Origin of the sequence: Mycobacterium paraterrae (assembly GCF_022430545.2) — a bacterium.
Classification (GTDB): domain Bacteria; phylum Actinomycetota; class Actinomycetes; order Mycobacteriales; family Mycobacteriaceae; genus Mycobacterium; species Mycobacterium paraterrae.
The window spans coordinates 3,644,027-3,663,782 of sequence record NZ_CP092488.2 but is presented as its reverse complement, the minus strand read 5'-3'; the positions used below and the strand labels follow the sequence as shown (position 1 = coordinate 3,663,782).

Annotated in this window: 19 protein-coding genes; 6 read left to right on the top strand and 13 right to left on the bottom strand. The window is 65.0% G+C overall.

The window, feature by feature from the left end:
* Positions 1-35: 35 nt before the first annotated feature.
* Positions 36-893 carry an SDR family NAD(P)-dependent oxidoreductase gene (locus tag MKK62_RS17690; protein ID WP_240258601.1) on the top strand — a complete coding sequence of 286 codons (858 nt, stop codon included), beginning with the start codon at positions 36-38 and terminating at the stop codon, positions 891-893.
* Here the strand turns inward: MKK62_RS17690 and MKK62_RS17685 are convergent.
* The 6 genes from MKK62_RS17685 to MKK62_RS17660 all read right to left on the bottom strand — a co-directional run bounded on the left by MKK62_RS17685 (position 890) and on the right by MKK62_RS17660 (position 7,262).
* Positions 890-2,434 carry a flavin-containing monooxygenase gene (locus MKK62_RS17685; protein ID WP_240258602.1) on the bottom strand — a complete coding sequence of 515 codons (1,545 nt, stop codon included), beginning with the start codon at positions 2,432-2,434 and terminating at the stop codon, positions 890-892. The genes MKK62_RS17690 and MKK62_RS17685 overlap by 4 nt on opposite strands.
* Positions 2,435-2,545: 111 nt before the next feature.
* Complete coding sequence (locus tag MKK62_RS17680; RefSeq protein WP_240258603.1) at positions 2,546-3,295, bottom strand: TetR/AcrR family transcriptional regulator; 750 nt, start codon at positions 3,293-3,295, stop codon at positions 2,546-2,548.
* 129 nt (positions 3,296-3,424) lie between these two features.
* Positions 3,425-5,542, bottom strand: a complete 2,118-nt coding sequence (gene nrdE / locus MKK62_RS17675) for a class 1b ribonucleoside-diphosphate reductase subunit alpha (RefSeq protein WP_240264087.1) — start codon at positions 5,540-5,542, stop codon at positions 3,425-3,427.
* A 17-nt stretch (positions 5,543-5,559) separates the two neighbouring features.
* Positions 5,560-6,006 carry a class Ib ribonucleoside-diphosphate reductase assembly flavoprotein NrdI gene (gene nrdI, locus MKK62_RS17670; RefSeq protein WP_240258604.1) on the bottom strand — a complete coding sequence of 149 codons (447 nt, stop codon included), beginning with the start codon at positions 6,004-6,006 and terminating at the stop codon, positions 5,560-5,562.
* 39 nt (positions 6,007-6,045) lie between these two features.
* Complete coding sequence (locus MKK62_RS17665; RefSeq protein WP_240258605.1) at positions 6,046-6,285, bottom strand: redoxin NrdH; 240 nt, start codon at positions 6,283-6,285, stop codon at positions 6,046-6,048.
* A gap of 419 nt (positions 6,286-6,704) precedes the next feature.
* Complete coding sequence (locus MKK62_RS17660) at positions 6,705-7,262, bottom strand: NAD(P)H-dependent oxidoreductase (RefSeq protein ID WP_240258606.1); 558 nt, start codon at positions 7,260-7,262, stop codon at positions 6,705-6,707.
* Between the two features lie 91 nt (positions 7,263-7,353).
* Between MKK62_RS17660 and MKK62_RS17655 the strand changes: the two genes are divergently transcribed.
* Positions 7,354-7,956, top strand: coding sequence for a TetR/AcrR family transcriptional regulator (locus MKK62_RS17655; protein ID WP_240258607.1), 603 nt, complete (start codon positions 7,354-7,356; stop codon positions 7,954-7,956).
* Positions 7,944-8,993 carry a DNA polymerase IV gene (locus MKK62_RS17650; protein ID WP_240264088.1) on the top strand — a complete coding sequence of 350 codons (1,050 nt, stop codon included), beginning with the start codon at positions 7,944-7,946 and terminating at the stop codon, positions 8,991-8,993. Before MKK62_RS17655 ends, MKK62_RS17650 begins: the two co-directional genes overlap by 13 nt.
* Here the strand turns inward: MKK62_RS17650 and MKK62_RS17645 are convergent.
* Positions 8,941-9,828, bottom strand: coding sequence for an SDR family oxidoreductase (locus MKK62_RS17645; RefSeq protein WP_240258608.1), 888 nt, complete (start codon positions 9,826-9,828; stop codon positions 8,941-8,943). The two genes, MKK62_RS17650 and MKK62_RS17645, sit on opposite strands and share 53 nt — an antisense overlap.
* Before the next feature lie 30 nt (positions 9,829-9,858).
* Positions 9,859-10,518 carry a TetR/AcrR family transcriptional regulator gene (locus MKK62_RS17640; protein ID WP_240264089.1) on the bottom strand — a complete coding sequence of 220 codons (660 nt, stop codon included), beginning with the start codon at positions 10,516-10,518 and terminating at the stop codon, positions 9,859-9,861.
* A gap of 151 nt (positions 10,519-10,669) precedes the next feature.
* On the opposite strand from MKK62_RS17640, the gene MKK62_RS17635 reads away from it, so the two are divergent.
* Entirely contained in the window at positions 10,670-12,154 is a 1,485-nt protein-coding gene (locus MKK62_RS17635; RefSeq protein WP_240258609.1) for a cytochrome P450, read from the top strand.
* Here MKK62_RS17635 and MKK62_RS17630 read toward each other — a convergent pair.
* The 3 genes from MKK62_RS17630 to MKK62_RS17620 all read right to left on the bottom strand — a co-directional run bounded on the left by MKK62_RS17630 (position 12,151) and on the right by MKK62_RS17620 (position 15,448).
* The gene (locus MKK62_RS17630; RefSeq protein ID WP_240258610.1) at positions 12,151-12,630 is read right to left on the bottom strand and encodes a 2-isopropylmalate synthase; all 480 of its coding nucleotides are present in this window, start codon (positions 12,628-12,630) and stop codon (positions 12,151-12,153) included. The genes MKK62_RS17635 and MKK62_RS17630 overlap by 4 nt on opposite strands.
* 163 nt (positions 12,631-12,793) lie before the next feature.
* Positions 12,794-14,218, bottom strand: coding sequence for a FadR/GntR family transcriptional regulator (locus tag MKK62_RS17625; protein ID WP_240264090.1), 1,425 nt, complete (start codon positions 14,216-14,218; stop codon positions 12,794-12,796).
* 36 nt (positions 14,219-14,254) lie between these two features.
* Positions 14,255-15,448 carry a thiolase family protein gene (locus MKK62_RS17620; RefSeq protein ID WP_240258611.1) on the bottom strand — a complete coding sequence of 398 codons (1,194 nt, stop codon included), beginning with the start codon at positions 15,446-15,448 and terminating at the stop codon, positions 14,255-14,257.
* Between the two features lie 45 nt (positions 15,449-15,493).
* Between MKK62_RS17620 and MKK62_RS17615 the strand changes: the two genes are divergently transcribed.
* On the top strand, positions 15,494-15,835 hold the full coding sequence (locus MKK62_RS17615; RefSeq protein WP_434084959.1) for a Zn-ribbon domain-containing OB-fold protein: 342 nt from the start codon (positions 15,494-15,496) through the stop codon (positions 15,833-15,835).
* Here MKK62_RS17615 and MKK62_RS17610 read toward each other — a convergent pair whose 3' ends face one another.
* On the bottom strand, positions 15,836-16,657 hold the full coding sequence (locus MKK62_RS17610) for a class I SAM-dependent methyltransferase (protein ID WP_240258613.1): 822 nt from the start codon (positions 16,655-16,657) through the stop codon (positions 15,836-15,838).
* A gap of 109 nt (positions 16,658-16,766) precedes the next feature.
* Between MKK62_RS17610 and MKK62_RS17605 the strand changes: the two genes are divergently transcribed.
* Positions 16,767-17,441, top strand: a complete 675-nt coding sequence (locus MKK62_RS17605) for a winged helix-turn-helix transcriptional regulator (RefSeq protein WP_240258614.1) — start codon at positions 16,767-16,769, stop codon at positions 17,439-17,441.
* Here the strand turns inward: MKK62_RS17605 and MKK62_RS17600 are convergent.
* Complete coding sequence (locus MKK62_RS17600) at positions 17,438-19,603, bottom strand: acyl-CoA dehydrogenase family protein (RefSeq protein WP_240258615.1); 2,166 nt, start codon at positions 19,601-19,603, stop codon at positions 17,438-17,440. The genes MKK62_RS17605 and MKK62_RS17600 overlap by 4 nt on opposite strands.
* Positions 19,604-19,756: the final 153 nt, after the last annotated feature.

The window sequence follows — 19,756 nt, the reverse complement described above, 5'->3', positions numbered from 1 at the left end:
GGACAACGTCAACTGAAATTGCGCTGGAGGCAGTGATGGACCGCACCGAACTGATCGTCGTGACCGGGGCGTCCACCGGCATCGGCGCCGCAACCGCTAAAGAGTTGGCCGGCAGGGGCTTTCACGTACTGGCAGGTGTGCGCCGCGAGGTCGACGCGCAGTTGCTGCGTACCGTCGACGGCATCGAGCCCTGCATCCTGGACATCACCACGGACACCGACGTCGCGGCGCTCGCCGACCGCGTCGCCCGCGACTCTCGGCCGCTTCGCGCCCTGGTGAACAACGCCGGCGTCGCCATCAACGCACCCCTGGAGATACTGCCAATTGCCCAGTGGCGCCGACAATTCGACGTCAACCTGTTTGGCCACATCGCCGTGACGCAGGCGCTGTTCCCGTATCTGCTGAAGAGTTCCGGCACGGTGGTCAACATCAGTTCCATCGGCGGCAAGGTGGCATTGCCGACCTATGGCGCCTACGCCGGATCCAAGTTCGCAATGGAGGCCGTCAGCGACGCGTTGCGTCGCGAAACGGGCGGCACCGGAGTCAACGTCGTGGTCATCGAGCCGGGCGCGGTCAAGACGCAGATCGCCGAACGCGGAATCGCCACCTCCGAAAAGCTGACAGCAGCCATGAGCACCGAACAGCGCGCCCGCTATCACACATTGGTGAACGCCGTAACGGCACAAGCCCGTTCGTTCGATGCGACTGGCGTGCCCGCGGAATCCGCCGCGAAGGTGATCGCCCACGCCGCAACCGCGTCGCGCCCCCGGACTCGCTACACCATCGGACGCGACGCCGCGATGCTGGCGCGGGTCAGCCGACTCGTCTCCGACCGGACGATGGACCGCATCATGCGGCTCAATCTCCGGCAATTCAGTCGCAAAGCGAGCTAGGCACTGACCTTCGCCCGCGCGCCGCTGCCCACTCCGAAGAATTTGTACTCGGCCATCTTCAGCGAGCGGGTGTCGCGCCAGTACTGCCACGTCATACCGCTCCACAGGGTTCGGTTGACGCCGTGCTCGTCCAGATACCAACTGCTGCAACCACCGGTGTTCCAGACCGATCCGGCCAGCTTGTCCTGCAGTTCGGCGTTGGACCGATCCTGCGCAGAACGACTGGGCGCCAACGCTTGTGCGCCGGTCTTGTCGACCGCCGCGATCGCCTGGGCGACGTAGTGGATCTGCGACTCGATCATGAAGACCACCGAGGTGTGGCCCAACCCGGTGTTCGGCCCGAGCAGGAAGAACAGGTTCGGCATGTCGGCCACGGCAATGCCGCGATGCGCGACGACTCCTTCACGGTTCCAGCGGTCCACCAGGTCCTCGCCCCGCGGGCCCTTCACGTCGACGTAGGTGTAGGAGTCGGTGGTGTGGAAACCGGTGGCGTACACGATCACGTCGGCGGGATGCTCGACACCGTCGCCGGTCACAATGCCGTTCGCGGTGATCCGGTCAATTCGCTCGGTGATCAATGTCGCCTTCGGGTTGGCGACGGCCTGGTAATAGCTGCCTGAGTAGAGGATTCGCTTGCAGCCGGCACGATAGCTCGGGGTGAGCCGACGGCGCAGATCCTTGTCCTTGACGTTGCGGCGGATGTTCCAGCGGCCGACCAGCTCGACGGCGCGCAGCAGGCTCGGCCGCTGCGTCATGGCGAACCCGAGGCCTTCGAGGCCCCAGTAGATTCCGGAGCGCACCAGAAAACGCAGGCCGGGCACCGTCGCGAACGCCGTGCGGACCGCATCAGGCAGCAAGCTGTTCGGCCGTGGCACCACCCATGGCGGCGTGCGCTGGTAGAGCTGGACCTCGGCGACGCCGGCGTCACGTCGCACCAACTCCGGCACGATTTGGATTGCGCTCGCACCGGTGCCGATCACTGCGACACGCTTTCCGGCCAAGTCCACGCCGTGGTCCCACTCCGCGGAATGGAATGCGGGACCGCGAAATTCGTTCATGCCGTCGATGTCGGGCAAGCGCGGGATGTGCAGTGCGCCAGCGCCCGAGATCAGGAACTGCGCGACGTACTCGTCCCCGGATTCGGTGTAGACGTGCCACCGGTATTCGCTGTCGTCCCAGTGCGCGCGGCTCACCTTCTGCCCGAAGCGGATGTAGCGCCGCAACCCGTATTTCTCCGTGACGCCCTTGAGGTAATCCAGGATTTCTGGCTGCGGCGAGAACAGCTTGCTCCAGGTGGCTTTCGGCTCGAAGGAGAACGAGTACAGGTGCGACGGCACGTCGCATGCGCAGCCCGGGTAGCTGTTGTCGCGCCAGGTGCCGCCGATGTCGTCGGCCTTCTCGACGATGACGAAGTCCACGCCTTGCCGCTGGAGTGCGATGGCCATGCCCAGGCCGGCGAATCCTGTCCCGATGATCAACGCGCGGGTGCGAACCGGCTGGGCCGCTGCCTCAGGCTGGATGGTCGACTCGGCTGTACTCATGGAAATCGAGGGTAGCAACGCCGCCCGCGATCAAATAGCCGCCAAACAGAAGCCAGGGCTGCGGTCTGCGCGAAACCACGACCACAGCTTCTGCACCGCGGCCGCCCTCGGCTAGCTGGCAGCGGAGTTACGCGGCATCGCATCGTGAATCGGCTGGTCAGGGTCCAGCTTGATGCCGAGCATCTCGGCGGTGCCACTGATGACGCCCATCGTGATCGTGGTCAGATGCTCGACGAATTGGTCGTGAGGCATCCGACGTGGACTGTCCACGTCGGAGCCCAGCCACCATTCGGTGGCCGCCGCCGCGCAGCCGTAGGTCGCGAACGCCGCGAGCTCGAAGGCGCCGGGATCGAGTTCCATCTCCCGCAGCTCGTTGTTGAACATCTCCGCCATCGCCAGCGTGATCTCACGGCCCTCGCTCAACGTCCGGGTCGCCGATTCCGACTGCTCGGGGAAACGGCCCTGGATGAAGAACCGCAGCACGTTGGGATGCTCGTCGACAAGGTTCACGTATTCTTCCGCGGTCCGGCGGATGATCTCGCGTACGGAGTTGTTGGCGAAGTCAATCGACGGGAAGACCGCCGCCCACAGCATGTCGCGCAGCCGTTCGCCGATCGCTTGGAACAGGTCGGACTTGTCGGTGAAATGCCGGTAGATCTTGGGCTTGGCGGTGCCCGCCTCTTCGGCAATCTCTCGCACGCTCAGGTCAGGACCCAGGCGGTCGATGGCGCGAAACGCCGCCTCCACGATCTCCGCGCGCACCTTCTTGCGGTGCTCTTTCCACCGCTCGCTGCGCGCGTCGACCTTCACCGCGGGCTTGGGCCCGGGGTGCGGGATGGGAGGCCGCGGAATTCTGACCACGTCAAGCACCATACCCCGGTGCGGGCGCTGACCTGGCATTCCTCGCGCCGTCGAGTGGCCAGTTATGGCCGCCAAAACGCCGCCCGTTCGCGTGCATCAAGTGTCCACTCGGCGGAAGGACCTCGAGGGTCACAGCATGCAGGAGACGCAGCCCTCGACCTCAGTGCCCTCCAGCGCCATCTGCCGCAACCGGATGTAGTAGAGGGTCTTGATGCCTTTACGCCAGGCGTAGATCTGCGCTTTGTTGACGTCACGCGTGGTAGCGGTGTCTTTGAAGAACAGCGTTAGCGAAAGCCCTTGATCCACATGCTGAGTGGCCGCGGCGTAGGTGTCGATGATCTTCTCGTAGCCGATTTCGTAGGCATCCTGGTAGTACTCCAGGTTGTCGTTCGTCAGATACGGCGCCGGGTAGTAGGCACGGCCGATCTTGCCTTCCTTGCGGATCTCGATCTTGGACGCGACCGGGTGTATCGACGACGTCGAGTGGTTGATGTAGGAAATCGACCCGGTCGGCGGGACCGCCTGCAGGTTCTGGTTGTAGATACCGTGCTGCTGCACAGATTCCTTGAGCCGCTGCCAGTCGTCCTGGTTCGGGATCCGGATGCCGGCGTCGGCGAACAGCTGAGCCACCTTGTCGGTCTTGGGTTCCCAGACCTGCTGGGTGTACTTGTCGAAGAACTCACCGGACGCGTACTTCGAGTTCTCGAAACCCTTGAAGTGCGAACCGCGTTCGATCGCAATGCGATTCGAGGCACGCAGCGCGTGGTAGAGCACGGTGTAGAAGTAAATGTTGGTGAAGTCGATGCCCTCTTCGGACCCGTAGAAAATGCGCTCGCGGGCCAGGTAGCCGTGCAGGTTCATCTGCCCCAGCCCGATGGCGTGTGAGTCGTTGTTGCCCTGCTCGATCGACGGCACCGACCAGATGTGGGTCTGGTCGCTCACCGCGGTCAGCGCGCGAATCGCCACCTCGATGGTCTGCGCGAAGTCCGGCGAGTCCATCGTCTTGGCGATGTTCAGCGAGCCCAGGTTGCACGAAATGTCTTTGCCCACTTTGGCGTACGACAAGTCATCGTTGAACAACGACGGGGTGGACACCTGCAGGATCTCCGAGCACAGGTTCGAGTGGGTGATCTTGCCTTCGATGGGATTGGCCCGGTTGACCGTGTCCTCGAACATGATGTACGGGTAGCCCGACTCGAACTGCAATTCGGCCAGCGTCTGGAAGAACTCGCGCGCCTTGATCTTGGTCTTGCGGATCCGCGCGTCGTCGACCATCTCGTAGTACTTCTCGGTGACCGAGATATCGGCGAACGGGAGCCCGTAGACGCGCTCGACGTCGTAGGGCGAGAACAGATACATGTCTTCGTTGTTCTTGGCCAACTCGAACGTGATGTCCGGGATCACCACGCCCAGGCTCAGCGTCTTGATCCGGATTTTCTCGTCGGCGTTTTCCCGCTTGGTGTCCAGGAAGCGGTAGATATCGGGGTGATGCGCATGCAGGTACACCGCGCCGGCGCCCTGCCGGGCCCCCAACTGGTTGGCGTAAGAGAACGAGTCCTCCAGCAGCTTCATGATCGGGATGACACCAGACGACTGGTTCTCGATGTTCTTGATCGGTGCGCCGTGCTCGCGAATGTTGCTCAGCAGCAACGCAACTCCCCCGCCGCGCTTGGACAGCTGCAGCGCCGAGTTGATCGAGCGCCCGATCGACTCCATGTTGTCCTCGATGCGCAGCAGGAAGCAGCTCACCGGCTCGCCGCGCTGCTTCTTGCCCGAGTTGAGGAAGGTCGGGGTCGCGGGCTGGAACCGGCCGTCGATGATCTCGTCGACCAGCTTCTCGGCTAGCGCGGTGTCGCCGGACGCCAGCGTCAGCGCCACCATCACCACTCGGTCTTCGAACCGCTCCAAATAGCGCTTGCCGTCGAACGTCTTCAGGGTGTACGAGGTGTAGTACTTGAACGCGCCGAGGAAGGTCGGGAACCGGAACTTCTTGGCGTAGGCGCGATCCAGCAGCGTCTTAACGAAGTTGCGGCTGTACTGGTCGAGCACCTCGCGCTCGTAATAGTTCTCCTTGATCAGGTAGTCGAGCTTCTCGTCCTGATTGTGGAAGAACACCGTGTTCTGGTTGACGTGCTGCAGAAAGTACTGATGCGCCGCCTCACGGTCCTTGTCGAACTGAATCTTGCCGTCGGCGTCGTACAGGTTCAGCATCGCGTTGAGCGCGTGGTAGTCCGTTTCGTCGGGCAACCCGTGAGCGCTCGTGGTTACAGGCTCTGCAGCGACGGTTGTTGGCACGTCTGTTCCTTCCAGAAGTCAGCGAGGCCGGCGCGGACGGCGTCCACGTCGTCCGGGGTACCCATGAGTTCGAAGCGATAGAGGTAGGGGACGCCACACTTGCGGGAGACCACGTCACCCGCATAGGCGAATTCGGCACCGAAATTGTTGTTGCCCGCCGCGATCACACCGCGGATCAGCGACCGGTTGTGCTCGTTGTTCAGAAAGGCGATGACCTGTTTGGGGACGTAGCCACCGTCGTTGATGTTCGGAGTCGCCCTGCCGCCGCCGTATGTCGGCAGCACCAGCACGTACGGCTGGTCCACCTCGATGCGTTCGTGCAGCGGTATCCGCGTCGCCGGGATACCCAGCTTCTGCACGAATCGGTGTGTGTTCTCCGAGACGCTGGAGAAATACACCAGGCTGGCGGACGGCACGGCAACTACCTCCCTAAGTCCTACTGCGCCGTTTGCCGTTTAGGCGCTCAGAACGGCTCCGGTGAGCCCCTTGATCCGGTCTGGACGGAAGCCCGACCAGTGGTCGTTGCCGGCCACCACGACGGGGGCCTGCAGGTAGCCGAGAGCCATCACGTAGTCGCGCGCCTCGGAGTCCAACGTGATGTCGACCTTCTCGTAGGCGATGCCCTGCTTGTCCAGCGCCTTGTAGGTGGCGTTGCACTGCACGCAGGCCGGCTTGGTGTAAACGGTGACGCTCATCGGCGGTACGACCCCTCTTCGATGGTGAGACACAGCATGGACTGGCAAAACTCAGGTACTGCTAGTTCAGCGAACCGGCGGGCCATGGAATTCCCGTCTCGCCGGTCCGCGTCGGCCGGTTGTACCGGTCGGCTGGCGCTTCCCGACTGACCTGGTACTTCTGGGGCCTGTCGGTGTCGGAAACACTACACCTAGTGGTCGACAATCGGTGCGTATACAAGATGTTCTGAAAAACAATCATGAAATTCCCTGGTCGTAAGCCCTGGCGTCGGCGAGTCTTCGGCGTGTCGCAGGTCACAAAACGGCCTCGCGACGGTATACGGATAGAAGTACCACCCGGCACCGACATGTCGACCCGCCGTCGGCACGCAGCAAAGCGCCCCAGCGCCATCGAGGTCGCTGGGGCGCTCGGCTGAGAATTAGCTGACTTCGGCAGCCAGCTTGCCCAGCGCGTCGCGAACGTTTGCCGCCACCTCGTCGTGCTCGCGCGGGTGCTGACCGTTCAGCGTGGTGAACGGAATCGACAGCTTGATCGTGTCGATCACCCGGGCGCCGGCGATCCCGAACGACTTGCGGGTGTCGTCGTGCGCCCACACCCCGCCGTACTGGCCGAAAGACCCTCCGATCACGGCCAGCGGTTTGCCTTTGAGCGCGCCGTCACCGAACGGGCGCGACAGCCAGTCGATGGCGTTCTTGATGACGGCCGGGTAGCTGCCGTTGTATTCGGGCGTCACCACCAGGGCAGCGTCGGCGTCGGCTGCCGCGGCACGCAGGGCGGCGACCGGAGCGAGGGCCGGCGCTTCGGGGTTCATCACGTCGTCGATTTCGTCGTTGTAGAACGGCAGATCGCCTAGGCCCTCGAAGACGACGACGGTGATGCCGTCCGGGGCCACTTCGGTGGCCAGATCGGCGATCTGACGGTTGATCGACGCGGCGCGCAAGCTTCCTACCAGCGCCAACACTGTAGTGTCCGGCATATCACGTTCCCCTTCGCTCGTTGGTGTACATCCTTGCACCGATTAAACCGGACTGCAGTCCGCTTTGTTCCGGTGACGCTACAGTAATTCTGTGAACGCCGTCGACCCGGTTCGGGACCTGCCGGTTTCCGCGCCGCACGAGCGCGGTGACGCTGCCCGCAACCGTGCCCTCCTGCTCGACGCGGCACGCCGGCTGATTGACCAACGCGGGGCCGACGCGGTCACCATGGACGACATCGCCGCAGCCGCGGGAGTCGGCAAGGGTACCGTCTTTCGCCGCTTCGGGAGCCGGGCGGGGCTGATGATGGTGCTGCTCGACGAGGACGAAAAGGCCCTTCAGCATGCATTCATGTTCGGCCCTCCTCCGCTGGGTCCCGGCGCACCGCCGATCGATCGACTCGTGGCATTCGGGCGTGAGCGGATCCGCTTCGCCCACGCCCACCACGGCTTGCTGTCGGCGGCCAACCGCGACCCACAGAATCGGCACAACGCGCCCGCGGCCGTGTCGCGCACCCACGTGCGGGTACTGCTCCGAGCAGCGCAGTCCAGCGGCGACCTCGATGCGCAGACCGACGCGCTGCTGGCCCTGCTGGACGTGGACTACGTCGAGCACCAACTCACCGAGGGTGGCCACACCCTGACGACACTCAGCGACGCGTGGGAAAGCCTGGCCCACAAGCTTTGTGGACGATGAAGCCGCGCTGGATCCTGCACGTCGACCTCGACCAGTTCCTCGCGTCGGTAGAGCTGGGGCGCCATCCCGAACTGGTCGGGTTGCCGGTCATCGTCGGGGGCAACGGCGACCCCACCGAACCCCGCAAGGTGGTGACCTGCGCGTCCTATGAGGCCCGCGAATTCGGTGTGCACGCGGGCATGCCGCTACGCTCCGCGGCCCGGCGCTGCCCGGATGCGACGTTTCTGCCGTCGGACCCCGAGGCGTATGACGCGGCGTCCGAGCGGGTGATGGCGCTGCTGCGCGACTTGGGTCACCCGGTCGAGGTGTGGGGCTGGGACGAGGCTTATCTCGGCGCCGACGTAGATAACCCGGCCGAGTTGGCTGAGCAGATCCGCACCGTCGTCGCGGAGTCCACCGGCCTGTCGTGCTCGGTGGGCATCAGCGACAACAAGCAACGCGCCAAGATCGCGACCGGATTCGCCAAGCCGGCCGGCGTATATACGTTGACTGAGTCGAATTGGATGCCGGTCATGGGAGAGCGGCCCGTCGACGCATTGTGGGGCGTTGGCCCGAAAACCACGAAAAAGCTTGCTGCCCTTGACATCACGACGGTGTGGCAGTTGGCGCATGCCGACGCCGAACTGCTCACCGCTACGTTTGGACCCCGAACCGGGCTGTGGTTGCTGCTATTAGCCAACGGCGGCGGCGACGAGACAGTGAGCTCCGAGCCGTGGGTGCCACGCTCGCGCAGCCACGTCGTCACGTTCCCGCACGACCTCACCGATCGACACGAAATGGATTCGGCGATCACCACTCTGGCGTCGCGCACGCTGCGCGATGTCGTGGCCGAGGAGCGCATCGTGACCCGGGTGGCGGTCACCGTGCGCACCAACACGTTCTACACCCGGACCAAGATCCGCAAGCTCGACCAGCCCACCGTCGACGCCGGCACCATCGTCGCGGCCGCGCTGCGCGTGTTGGATCTCTTCGAACTGGACAGGCCTATTCGACTGCTCGGTGTTCGGCTCGAACTACAGATGCCGGAGCGGGCTTGAGAGTCTTGCTGAACACCAGGTTCACCTGCCGCATCGCGACGCTGTAGGGCCACCACGCCAGACGCTTGAACGCATACAGCGCGCGGATGTCGGCCGAGGTGTAGATCAGGAACCGGTTGCGGGCGACACCCGCCAGGATCTTCTCGGCGGCCTTCTCCGGCGAGACCGCGTGGCCGCTGAAGCGGTCCACCCAACGGCTAACCTGCGGGTCCTCGCGGTCGACGCCGGCGATCTCGACGGTGTTGACCAGCGGGGTCCGCACGGCGCCGGGCACTACCACCGACACCCCGATGCGGTAGCGGGCCAAGTCGAACCGAAGCACTTCGGAAAGGCCGCGCAGACCGAACTTGCTCGCGCTGTAGGCGGCATGCCACGGCAGGCCGATCAAGCCCGCCGCCGAGGAGACGTTGACCAAATGGCCACCGTTGCGCGCGGCGACCATCGGTGGCACGAAGTTCTCGATGACGTGAATCGGGCCCATCAGGTTGATCGAGATCATCCTGTCCCACTGCTCATGCGAGAGCCGGTCGACGGTCCCCCAGGCCGAGACGCCGGCGATGTTCATCACCACGTCCATGCTCGGGTGATCAGCGTGGATCGCAGCGGCGAACGACGCGACCTCGTCATAGTTCGAGATGTCCAGCGCCCGGTACACAGGAACCCGAGCGCCACGGGCGCGAACCTCGTCCACCGTCTCGGTCAGTCCGTCGGCGTTGCGGTCGGTGAGGTACAACTCGGCACCCTGACTGGCCAGCCGAAGCGCGGTCGCGCGGCCGATACCGCTGGCCGCACCGGTGATCAGACACCGCTTGCCCGCGAACGTCTTCTTCGACATGAGCAGTGACGATACCGGTCCGCGGCGCGGCTAAGTCTGCGGCGAGCCGCCCCACAACGCGTTGAGCCACAGCGCCTCCAGCACCCGCACCCCGCGCTGCACGTCACCGTGGTCACCGAGATAAGCGGTGTCACCGGAGAGCATCTGCGCGGTGGTGACCGACAAGGTGCGCACCAACGTTTCGATGTCATCACTGATCGGGTGCGCCGTGCCGGCCTTCAGTTCGTCTTCGACGATGCCGATGATCTGCCGGACGACACCCTCGACCTGTTGGTCGAGCAGGTCTCGGATTTCGGCGTCGGTATTTCGCGCGGCATTGCATGCCGACATCACCGGGTCGTTGTGGGCGTAGACCGCCGCGGCGCTGCCGACCATTCGCTTCGCGAACGCCGCCGGTGTTTCGTCAGCCCCGCGCGGAGCGAAGTATTCGGTCAATTCCTCGAGTTCCCGGGTGGCGTCAGCCAGGATCTGCGCCAGCACGGCGTACTTCGAATCGAAGTAGAAGTAGAACCCGGAGCGCGCCACGCCGGCTCGGTCGCTGATCGTGCTGACCGACAGCTGCGCAAACGGCTTCTCCTCGAGCAACTCGCGCACCGCCTGGACGATGGCGTGCCGCTGCCGGTCACCGCGGCGTCGCGGAACCGGCGCAGCCGGAACCCGCCGGGGCACCCGGTCGGCCTCCTGGTCGATTTGCACCACCAAACCTTGCACCACGCCACACCCAAATGGAAACTTGACAGCCGTCAAGTTTCACTCGAAGATATCGATAAGTGACGCCTGCCACAACGCCCGTGAGTGCCCGACCACCCTTGATCGCAGGCATCGAGGAGGAAAGACATCGATGTCCCAGGCCACCATCAACACCCCGAAGTACCTGCTTGACCAGGCGCGGCGACGATTCACGCCGTCATTCAACAACTTTCCAGGCATGGGCCTGGCCGAAGCCAGGCTGCGAAACACCCGGTTTCCAGAGACTTTCCTTGCTCATCCACCAGCAGGGAGTGGGCTCAAGCCGATTGCGGGCGATAGAGGGCTGCCGATCCTCGGGCACATGATCGAGATGCTCCGAGGTGGACCCGAATACATGATGTTCCTCTACGAGACCAAAGGTCCCTTCGTTTTTTGGGACTCGCCCATGTTGCCGTTCGTAGCCGCACTCGGCCCGGACGCCGCGCAAGAGATTTACTCCAACCGCAATAAGGACTTCTCCCAACAGGGTTGGACACCGGTGATCGGTGCCTTCTTCAACCGCGGCTTGATGCTGCTGGATTTCGAAGAGCACCTCTTCCACAGGCGCATCATGCAGGAGGCGTTTCACAGATCTCGGCTAGTCGGCTACCTCGAGCAGATGGACCAGGTCGTCTCGCAAGTAATCGCCGACGACTGGGTGGCCGACGACGCGCGATTCCTGCTTTACCCCGCGATGAAAGAACTCACCCTGGACATCGCCTCGATGGTGTTCATGGGACATGAGCCAGGCACCGATCGCGAACTGGTTACCAAGGTGAACAGTGCCTTCACCATGACCGTTCGAGCCGGCAACGCCGTAATCCGCACCGGCGTGCCGCCCTTCACGTGGTGGCGCGGCCTCAAGGCCCGTCAACTGCTGGAGAACTACTTCGAAGAGCGGGTCCACGAGCAGCGCCGCAAAGAGGGCAACGATCTGCTGAGTGTGTTGTGCCAAACGGCGGATGAGGACGGCAACCGCTTCTCCGATCAGGACATCGTCAACCACATGATTTTCTTGATGATGGCCGCCCACGACACCTCCACCACCACCGCGACGAACATGGCCTACCAGCTGGCCGCCAATCCGGAGTGGCAGGAACGCTGCCGCGACGAATCCGATCGGCTAGGCGACGGACCGCTAGACATCGAGTCGCTGGAGAAGCTGGAGTCGCTCGACCTGGTCATGAACGAGTCCATACGGCTGGTGACGCCCGTTCAGTGGGCGATGCGGCGGACGGTGCGCGACACCGAACTGCTGGGCCACTACTTGCCGAAGAACACCAACATCACCGCATTTCCCGGTGTGAATCATCTCCTGCCAGAGATTTGGACCGACCCACTGAAGTTCGACCCGGAACGCTTTACCGAGCCTCGCAACGAACACAAGCGCCACCGCGGTGCATGGACACCGTTCGGTGGCGGTGCGCACAAGTGCATCGGGATGACGTTCGGTCAACTTGAAGTCAAGACCATCATGCATCGGTTGCTCCGCCATTACCGGCTGGAACTGCCCCGGCCGGGATACCGGGCCAAATGGGATTACCGCACCATCCCGCTTCCGATGGACGGCATGCCGATCGTGCTGCGGCGCCTCTAGTCGCCGGCGGCGTACAGCCGGTTCGCGCAGGCGATCACCGCCGACAAAGCGGACTCCGTCGGGTCGTCCGAATAGCCCATCGCCCATTCGGCCCTGGTGCCGTCGGTGCCTTGAATGAACGTCGCTGTGGTGTCGTCGGAGCGCAACTGGTGAAACCGCAGCATCTCCAGGGCGACGCCTTGCTCGTGCAGCATCGCGGTCAGTGCGGCGACCGGCCCGTTCGCGGTGGCGGTAGCGGTCTCGATTCGATCACCGAAGACCAGCGCGGCCTGGAACGTTCGGGGCCCCAGCCGGGTGGCGGAACGGCCGTCCTCGATGCAGCTCCAGTGGCCCAGCCGCAGCGGTCCGGTGCTCGGCGCGTAGACGGCGGTGAAAGTGCTCCACGACATGGAGTCGGCGTCTTCACGCAGCCCACGCGGCAGCGGGACGCCGTCGAACAGCATCGTCGAGGATTCTGGAGCGAATGTGATGGTCATCTGCCGGTCTTCTCTGGTCTGAGGGAGTGACCGACGGGTAGTAGCTTTCGACCCACAGCGGGGGGTCGGTCTAGATCAGACCCCGCTGCGGGTGCTGGCTACTACGAGAAGATGTGGCACGTCGCCGAGATTAGCCGCTGCCGAGCGGCCGATGCAACTTCTTTTACAGCCACCACGTCGCGGCGGCGTCGAGGTGGCGCCGGATGCGGTGGCGGGCCAAGCTGTCATCGCCCCGACCGATCGCGTCGACGATCCGCAGGTGAGCGTGGCGGACGTCGATGAGATCCGCCTGGCTGGGGACTGGCTGGTCGGTGCTGGCCCAGTAGCGTCGAAAGACCTCGACTAGGATCCGCAGGAAAAGCTCCAACACGGGATTGCCTGCCAGCGTGGCCAGCCCGGCGTGGAACCGGAACTCCTCGACGCCTGCCCTTCCCGGGTCGTCGCCGACCTGCTCGATCATCCGACGCTGACTGTCGAGGAACGCGCGCACCTCCGGCTCGCGGTGGCGCGCGACGACCTTGGCGACGTTGTCGATCTCGATGGCGTCACGAATCAAGGTCAGGTCTTCGCGGCGAGGACGGCGGTACTGCAAATACAGCGCGATGGTGTCAATGCTGGCTTGCGCTTGGGGTTCTGTGACCACCAGACCGCCGCCCGGTCCGCGCCGAGTGGTGGCGACAGCGTGATACTCCAGCAGCCGCACCGCTTCTCGAAGCACCGCCCGGCTGACCTGGTAGCGCTCCAGCAACGCGATCTCGCTGCCGAAGACCTCGCCTACGGGCCAGCCGCTGTGCGCGATGTCGTCGCGGATGGCGGCGGCCAGTACTTCGGCCAGCTTGCCTTGTGGCGCTTCTTCCTTGGTGCGACGTTGACGACGCGGGCCGGGCTGGCGATGGTGGCGCAGCCACGCGCCGACTGATTGCGCGTGCTGCTCGCTCAGCGTCATCGCGCGGGTCGTATCACCAGCGATGACAGCCGCGGCGATGGCCGAGTGTTCACGGTAACGATGCTCGATCACCTCGAACGCCTCGGTGGCGGAATTCAATCGCGAGTCCTCGGCGTACCGGATGGTCAGCCGCGTGAGGATGTCGATAAACAATTGCAGCACAGGGTTTTTGGTCTGCTCGGCCAACGCGGTGTGGAACTCGTCGTTCGTCGACTGTCGGTCCTCTTCGGCGCGCAGCACCGCACGCAGTCGGTCGATGCCCGCTTCGTCGATCTGCTGCGCGGCCCGGGCCGCAGCAAGCGGTTCCAGTAGTAACCGCGCATCGAGCAGATCGCCGATCGTGATGTTTAGATACTCCAGGTAGATGATGATCGCGTGGGTGGCCGGAGCGGCGTCCGGTTCGCAGATCAGCAGGCCGCCGTTCGGGCCGCGCCGCATGCGCGCCACACGATGGTGCTCGATCAGCCGAACCGCTTCCCGCAGAACCGATCTGCTGACGTGGTAGCGCTCCTGCAGTGCCTGCTCCGAACCGAGCGACTCCCCGATCGGCCAGCCTCGCCGAATGATGTCGGCCTCGATACGGCGTGCGATCTGGGAAGCTCGCTTATTCGACCGGGCTTCGGCGCTGGGAGCGGACGCCAGAGCCTCACCGCTCAATGGCCGGCCCGCACAATTGGATCAGCATGTCAGCAGCATGCAACCCGCGATGGGCCCGCCGCCGACCGCGGCGACGGCCACCTCGGGACGTCGAGGCACCTGCCGCTCCCCAGCCTCGCCACGCAGCTGCAGGCACGTCTCATGCAGCAACCAGTAGCCGTGCATGCGGCCCGCCGAAAGCTGCCCGCCATAGGTGTTCAACGGCAGGGCACCGTTCAGGGCGATCCGCTCGGCCCCCTCGACGAACGGTCCCGCCTCGCCGTCACCGCAAATGCCCAGCGCCTCGAGCCAGGCGAAGGCCAGGAAGGTGAACCCGTCGTAGAGCTCTGCAAGGTGCAGATCGGCGGGTGTCAGATCGGTCCGCGCCCACAGTTGTGCCGCCGCGTCGACCGACGCCATCTTGGGGTAGTCCGGGCGATGGAACCAGCCGCCCGCGCCGTTGCTGCCGCCGATCGCCTCGACATGGACGGCCCGATGTGGGCAGTCGTCGGCGTAGCTGGCTGCCGAAACCACCAGGGCGATCGATCCGTCGATTGGGACGTCGCAGTCCAGCAGACCCAACGGCGACGACACCGGACGTGCGCTCAGGTAGTCGTCCATGGTCAGCGGATCCCGGTACACCGCACGAGGATTGAGCGCCGCGTTACGACGGCTGTTGATCGCGAGCCAGCCCAATTGCTCCTTGGTGGTGCCGTAGAGTTCCATGTGCCGGCGACACACCAATGCCAGCCAGTTCGCCGCCGAATATGCTTGGGCGGCAACCAGATCGTTGACATCGTCCATTGGACCGACCGCCGGCGGCGTCTCACCCTCCGGGGTTTCGAACATCTTCGCCAGCGGCGGGGCGGGCGCGTTCTCGTCCTGCTTGGCCAAAACGGTGCCGCCCAACATCTGGATGGTGCGGTAGATGACGACATGTCGCGCATGGCCTTCGGACACCGCGCGGCACGCCGAGATCACCGGGTTGAGCAGACCGCCGGTGCTGAAACCCGTACCACAGTCCGGGGCCTCGATGCCCAGCGCGGCGTTCACCTCGGCGGCGGGAGTGTCGCCCAGGGTCGCGATCCCGTCGATGTCACCGGCGCTCAAGCCGGCGTCGTCGATAGCGGCCCGGACCGACTCCAGCGTCAGATCCAGTCCGGGAATGCCGGTCCGACGGCCGATTCGAGAAATACCGATGCCGGAAATGATCGCGTCTTTTTCGAAGTAGCTCATCTACGCCGTCCGTCAGGTCAACCGAAGCGAATTGAGTGTACTGTATTGCCCGTGTCAACCGAGCTGCTGATCGAGCACTGCGACACCTGCGCCCGATGGGTCCACCCCGCGGCCGGCACCTGCCGCGACTGCGGCGGTTCGCTGGAAGCCAAGCCGGTGTCGGGCCGAGGGTCGATATTCACCTACACGGTCAACTACCACGCGTTCAATCCCGAGATCGAGACGCCGTATGTAATCGCCCTGGTCGAGCTCGCCGAGCAAGACGGGTTACGAGTGGCCGCGAACATCGTTGGGTGCGAACCGGATTCGGTGGCGTGCGGGATGCGCGTCCAGGCCCTACCGGAGTCCGGACCAGGCGGCGCACCGCGTTTCGTTCCCGCGGTGTGATCAGCGCCTGCGCGCTGTGACGATCAGATACTCCCACTCCATCACCGAAGACCCGGCCAAGTATCGGTCGCCGAGTTCGGCAAGCTCGGCGTCCAACGCCGCCACGCCGTCGCCGTCGCCGGCGATGCCCCGGTAGGCCGAGATCGTCGGGCCGTAGAACGTCTTGAAGTAGTCGCGAAACGCTGCACCGTCGGTGAAGTGGTCGACCCTCAGCGTGCGGCGTTGCGTCACAACGCCGGCGACGCGTTCGCCCAGCAAGCCCCGGACGTGCTCGGCGTCGCCCCACAGGGGCGGTGGCTGCACGCCGGGCGGCGGCGCCGGCACATACGGCTTCATGGTTGCGAACATCTGGCCGATGAAGCCGTCGGGCGTCCAGCTCAGCACGCCGATCGTCCCGCCGGGTCGGCAGACCCGCAGCATCTCGTCGGCCGCCTGCTGATGGTGCGGGGCGAACATCACACCGATGGCGGACAGCACGGCATCGAACGACGCGTCGTCGAACGGCAGCGCCTCGGCATTGGCTTCGCGCCACTGCAGGTCGAGCCCGCGACTCCGGGCGAGCGCCGCGCCGCGCTCCAGCAGTTCCGGAACCAGGTCGCTGGCAACAACTTTCGCCCCCGTGAGCGCCGCGGCGATCGCCACGTTGCCCGAACCGGCAGCGACATCGAGCACCCGCTGCCTCGTGCCTATCCCGCTTTCCCGCACCAGGACCGGGCCCAGCGGCGCCACCAACTCGGCTGCCACGGTTGCGTAGTCGCCCAGCGCCCACAGCGCCCGGTGCTTGCTTTCCAGCCCGCTCTCGGCGGTGTCGATCGTCGTCATGACGCCATCGTCACGCCTCGCGTCGAACCGTCTCCAGTGCCAGATCTGAACCCGGCGAGGTTCACGATCTGTACTAGTCAATTCTGTTGTCGCGAGTTCTACTAGGACCATGTCGACGTATGGCCAGTTCTGCCCGATTGCCAAGGCGATGGAGCTTCTCGACGAACGCTGGACCTTGCTCGTGGTCAGCGAGCTGCTCCGCGGCAGCGTGCACTTCAACGACCTACGGCGTGGATTGCCGAAAATGTCACCGGCGCTGCTGTCCAAGCGACTCAAATCGCTGACCCGCGCCGGCGTCGTCGAACGCCACGAGGCGGACGGCCGCGTCTCGTACGCGCTGACACCCTGCGGCCAGGAGCTCGCCGGAGTCGTCGGCGCGTTGGGCGCCTGGGGAATTCGCTGGATTGGTGAACTCGGTGACGCGGACCTTGACCCGCACCTGCTGATGTGGGATATCCGCCGAACCATTTCCGTCGACACCTGGCCGCGGACACGCACGGTATTGGAATTCAACCTTTCTGGCGTTGATCCCAAGGCCGCGCATTGGTGGCTGATGGTGTCGGAGGGCGAACCCGACGTCTGCGATTTCGACCCCGGCTACGACGTGACGGCCACCGTCGAGACGACCCTGCGCACCCTGACCCAGATCTGGCGAGGCGACGAATCCTGGGCGGCCGCCCTGCGGGACGGCAATCTGACCATCCACGGATCCGCCGACGCCCGCCGGGCCGTGCCGACCTGGCTGGGTCAGTCGCTCGCGGCCGCAGTGCCCCGACCGGCTTAGTTGATCAGCGGGTCGCGCGGCATCCCGAGGATCCGCTCGGCGATCTGGTTGCGGGTGACCTCCGACGTGCCGCCGGCGATGGCCATGCCGCGGGCACCCATTACCAGGCGGCCCGCCAGCGCTCCGGCGCCGTCGTACAGCGCGGTTTCAGGGCCGGCGAGCGCGGTGGTGATCGCAGCGCCCTCGATCATGTGGTCGGCGAGCTTCAGCTTGGTCACGTTGCCCTCCGGACCGGGACCCGAGCCCTCGACGCTGCGGGCGACACGGCGCAGGTTGAGCAGTCGTAGCGCGTTTTCCTCGGCCAGGTAGATGCCGACCCGAGATCGCATGCCGTTCAATCGGTCCGGGTCGTCCTTGACCTGCCGCACCAACTGCGGGGCGAGGTCCGCGTAGAACGAGCCGCTGCCGCCGATGCTGACGCGTTCGTTGCCCAGTGTCGCGCGGGCGACTGTCCAACCAGTGTTAGGTTCGCCGACCACGTCTTCGTCGGGGACGAAGACGTCGTTGAAGAACACTTCGTTGAAATCCGAACCGCCCGTGATCTGTCGCAGTGGCCGCACCTCCACACCGGGGGCCTTCATGTCGATGATCACGGTCGTAATGCCCGCATGCTTGGGTGCGTCAGGGTCGGTGCGCACGGTGGCCAAGCCTCGTGCGCAATAGTGTGCGCCGCTGGTCCAGACCTTCTGGCCGTTGATCTTCCAGCCGCCGTCCACCCGGGTCGCCTTGGTCTTGATCGACGCCGCATCGGAGCCGGCCTCGGGCTCGGAGAACAGCTGGCACCAAATCTCGTCCTTGCGCAGCGCCTTCTCGACGAATCGTTCGATCTGCCATGGTGTTCCGTGCTGAACGAGGGTCAGGATCACCCATGCGGTAATGCCGTAGTCGGTGCGCTTGATGCCGGCGGCGCGGAACTCTTCCTCGATCACCAATTGCTCCACCGCATCGGCGGCCAGTCCCCACGGCTTGGGCCAGTGCGGCATCACATAACCGGTCTCGATCAGCTTCTCACGCTGCTCCTGCTTTTCCAGCCCGGCGAACTGCGCGACGTCGGCACGGATGCGGCTGCGCATCTCTTCCGCCTCCGGCGGCAGGTCCAGGCTGTTCTCGCGGGTGACGCCCGCGGCGGTGCGTTCGAAAACGTCCTCGGCGGGGGCATCTCCGCCGAACAGTGCCGTCGTCACCAGCGCACGACGCAAGTGCAGATGCGCATCGTGCTCCCAGGTAAATCCGATGCCACCGTGCACCTGAATGTTGAGTTCGGCATTGCGGGCATACGCCGGAAACGCCAGTGCCGCAGCCGAAGCGGCGGCGAGCCGGAACTGGTCCTCGTCCTCCGATGCGGCACGGGAGGCGTCCCATACCGAGGCGATGCCCGACTCGGAGGCGACCAACATGTTGGCGCAATGGTGTTTGATGGCCTGGAACGTAGCGATCGTGCGGCCGAACTGCTGGCGCACCTTGGCGTAGTCGACCGCGGACTCGACGCAGTCGGCCGCGCCCCCGACCGCCTCGGCGGACAGGAGCGTGCGGGCTCGCGCCAGCAGCGAGTCGTGGGCCCCGCGCAGGATGTCCTCGTCGTTCACCTTGACGTTGTCGAGCCGCACACGTCCCGAGCGCCGGGTCGGGTCCAGGTTTTCGGGCACCTCGACCGAGACGCCAGGGCGACCACGGTCGATCACCAGCACGTCGTCACCGGCGGTGACCAAGAGCAGGTCGGCCAGCCCCGCCCCCAGCGCGATGCCGGCGTCACCGTCGGCGACCCCGTCGCCGAGACTGACCTGGCCGCCCACGCCGATGCCGGCGACCACAGATCCGTCGATGAGGCCGGGCAGCAACCGCGACTTCTGGTCCGCGGAACCGTCTTTCGCAATCACCGAGGAGGCGATGACGGTCGGTACGAACGGCCCGGGCGCCACCGCGCGACCGAGCTCGTCGATCACGACGACGAGCTCCGGCAGCCCGTACCCCGAGCCGCCGTGCTCCTCGTCGATATGCAGGCCCAGCCAGCCCAGTTCGACCAGCGCTTGCCAGAACGGCGGCCGGTCCTCTTCGGGCGCGTCCAGCAGCGACCGCGCGGCGGCGCGTGCCTTCTGCGAGTTGAGAAACCCGCGGGCTACCTCGGCGAGTTCGCGATGGTCGTCGGTCAGTGCGATACCCATTGCAGGGCCTTCCTCTTGGACGCCATTGGCCGGTCGGAAAGAGTGTACTTAAATACGGACGGCCTCCCAACCAGGTGGTCGGTCGGCGTGCACTGTCGCGAGAAAGAAGCCAGGGCTGCGATCTGACTAGTCATCAACACCCCTAACTACGAA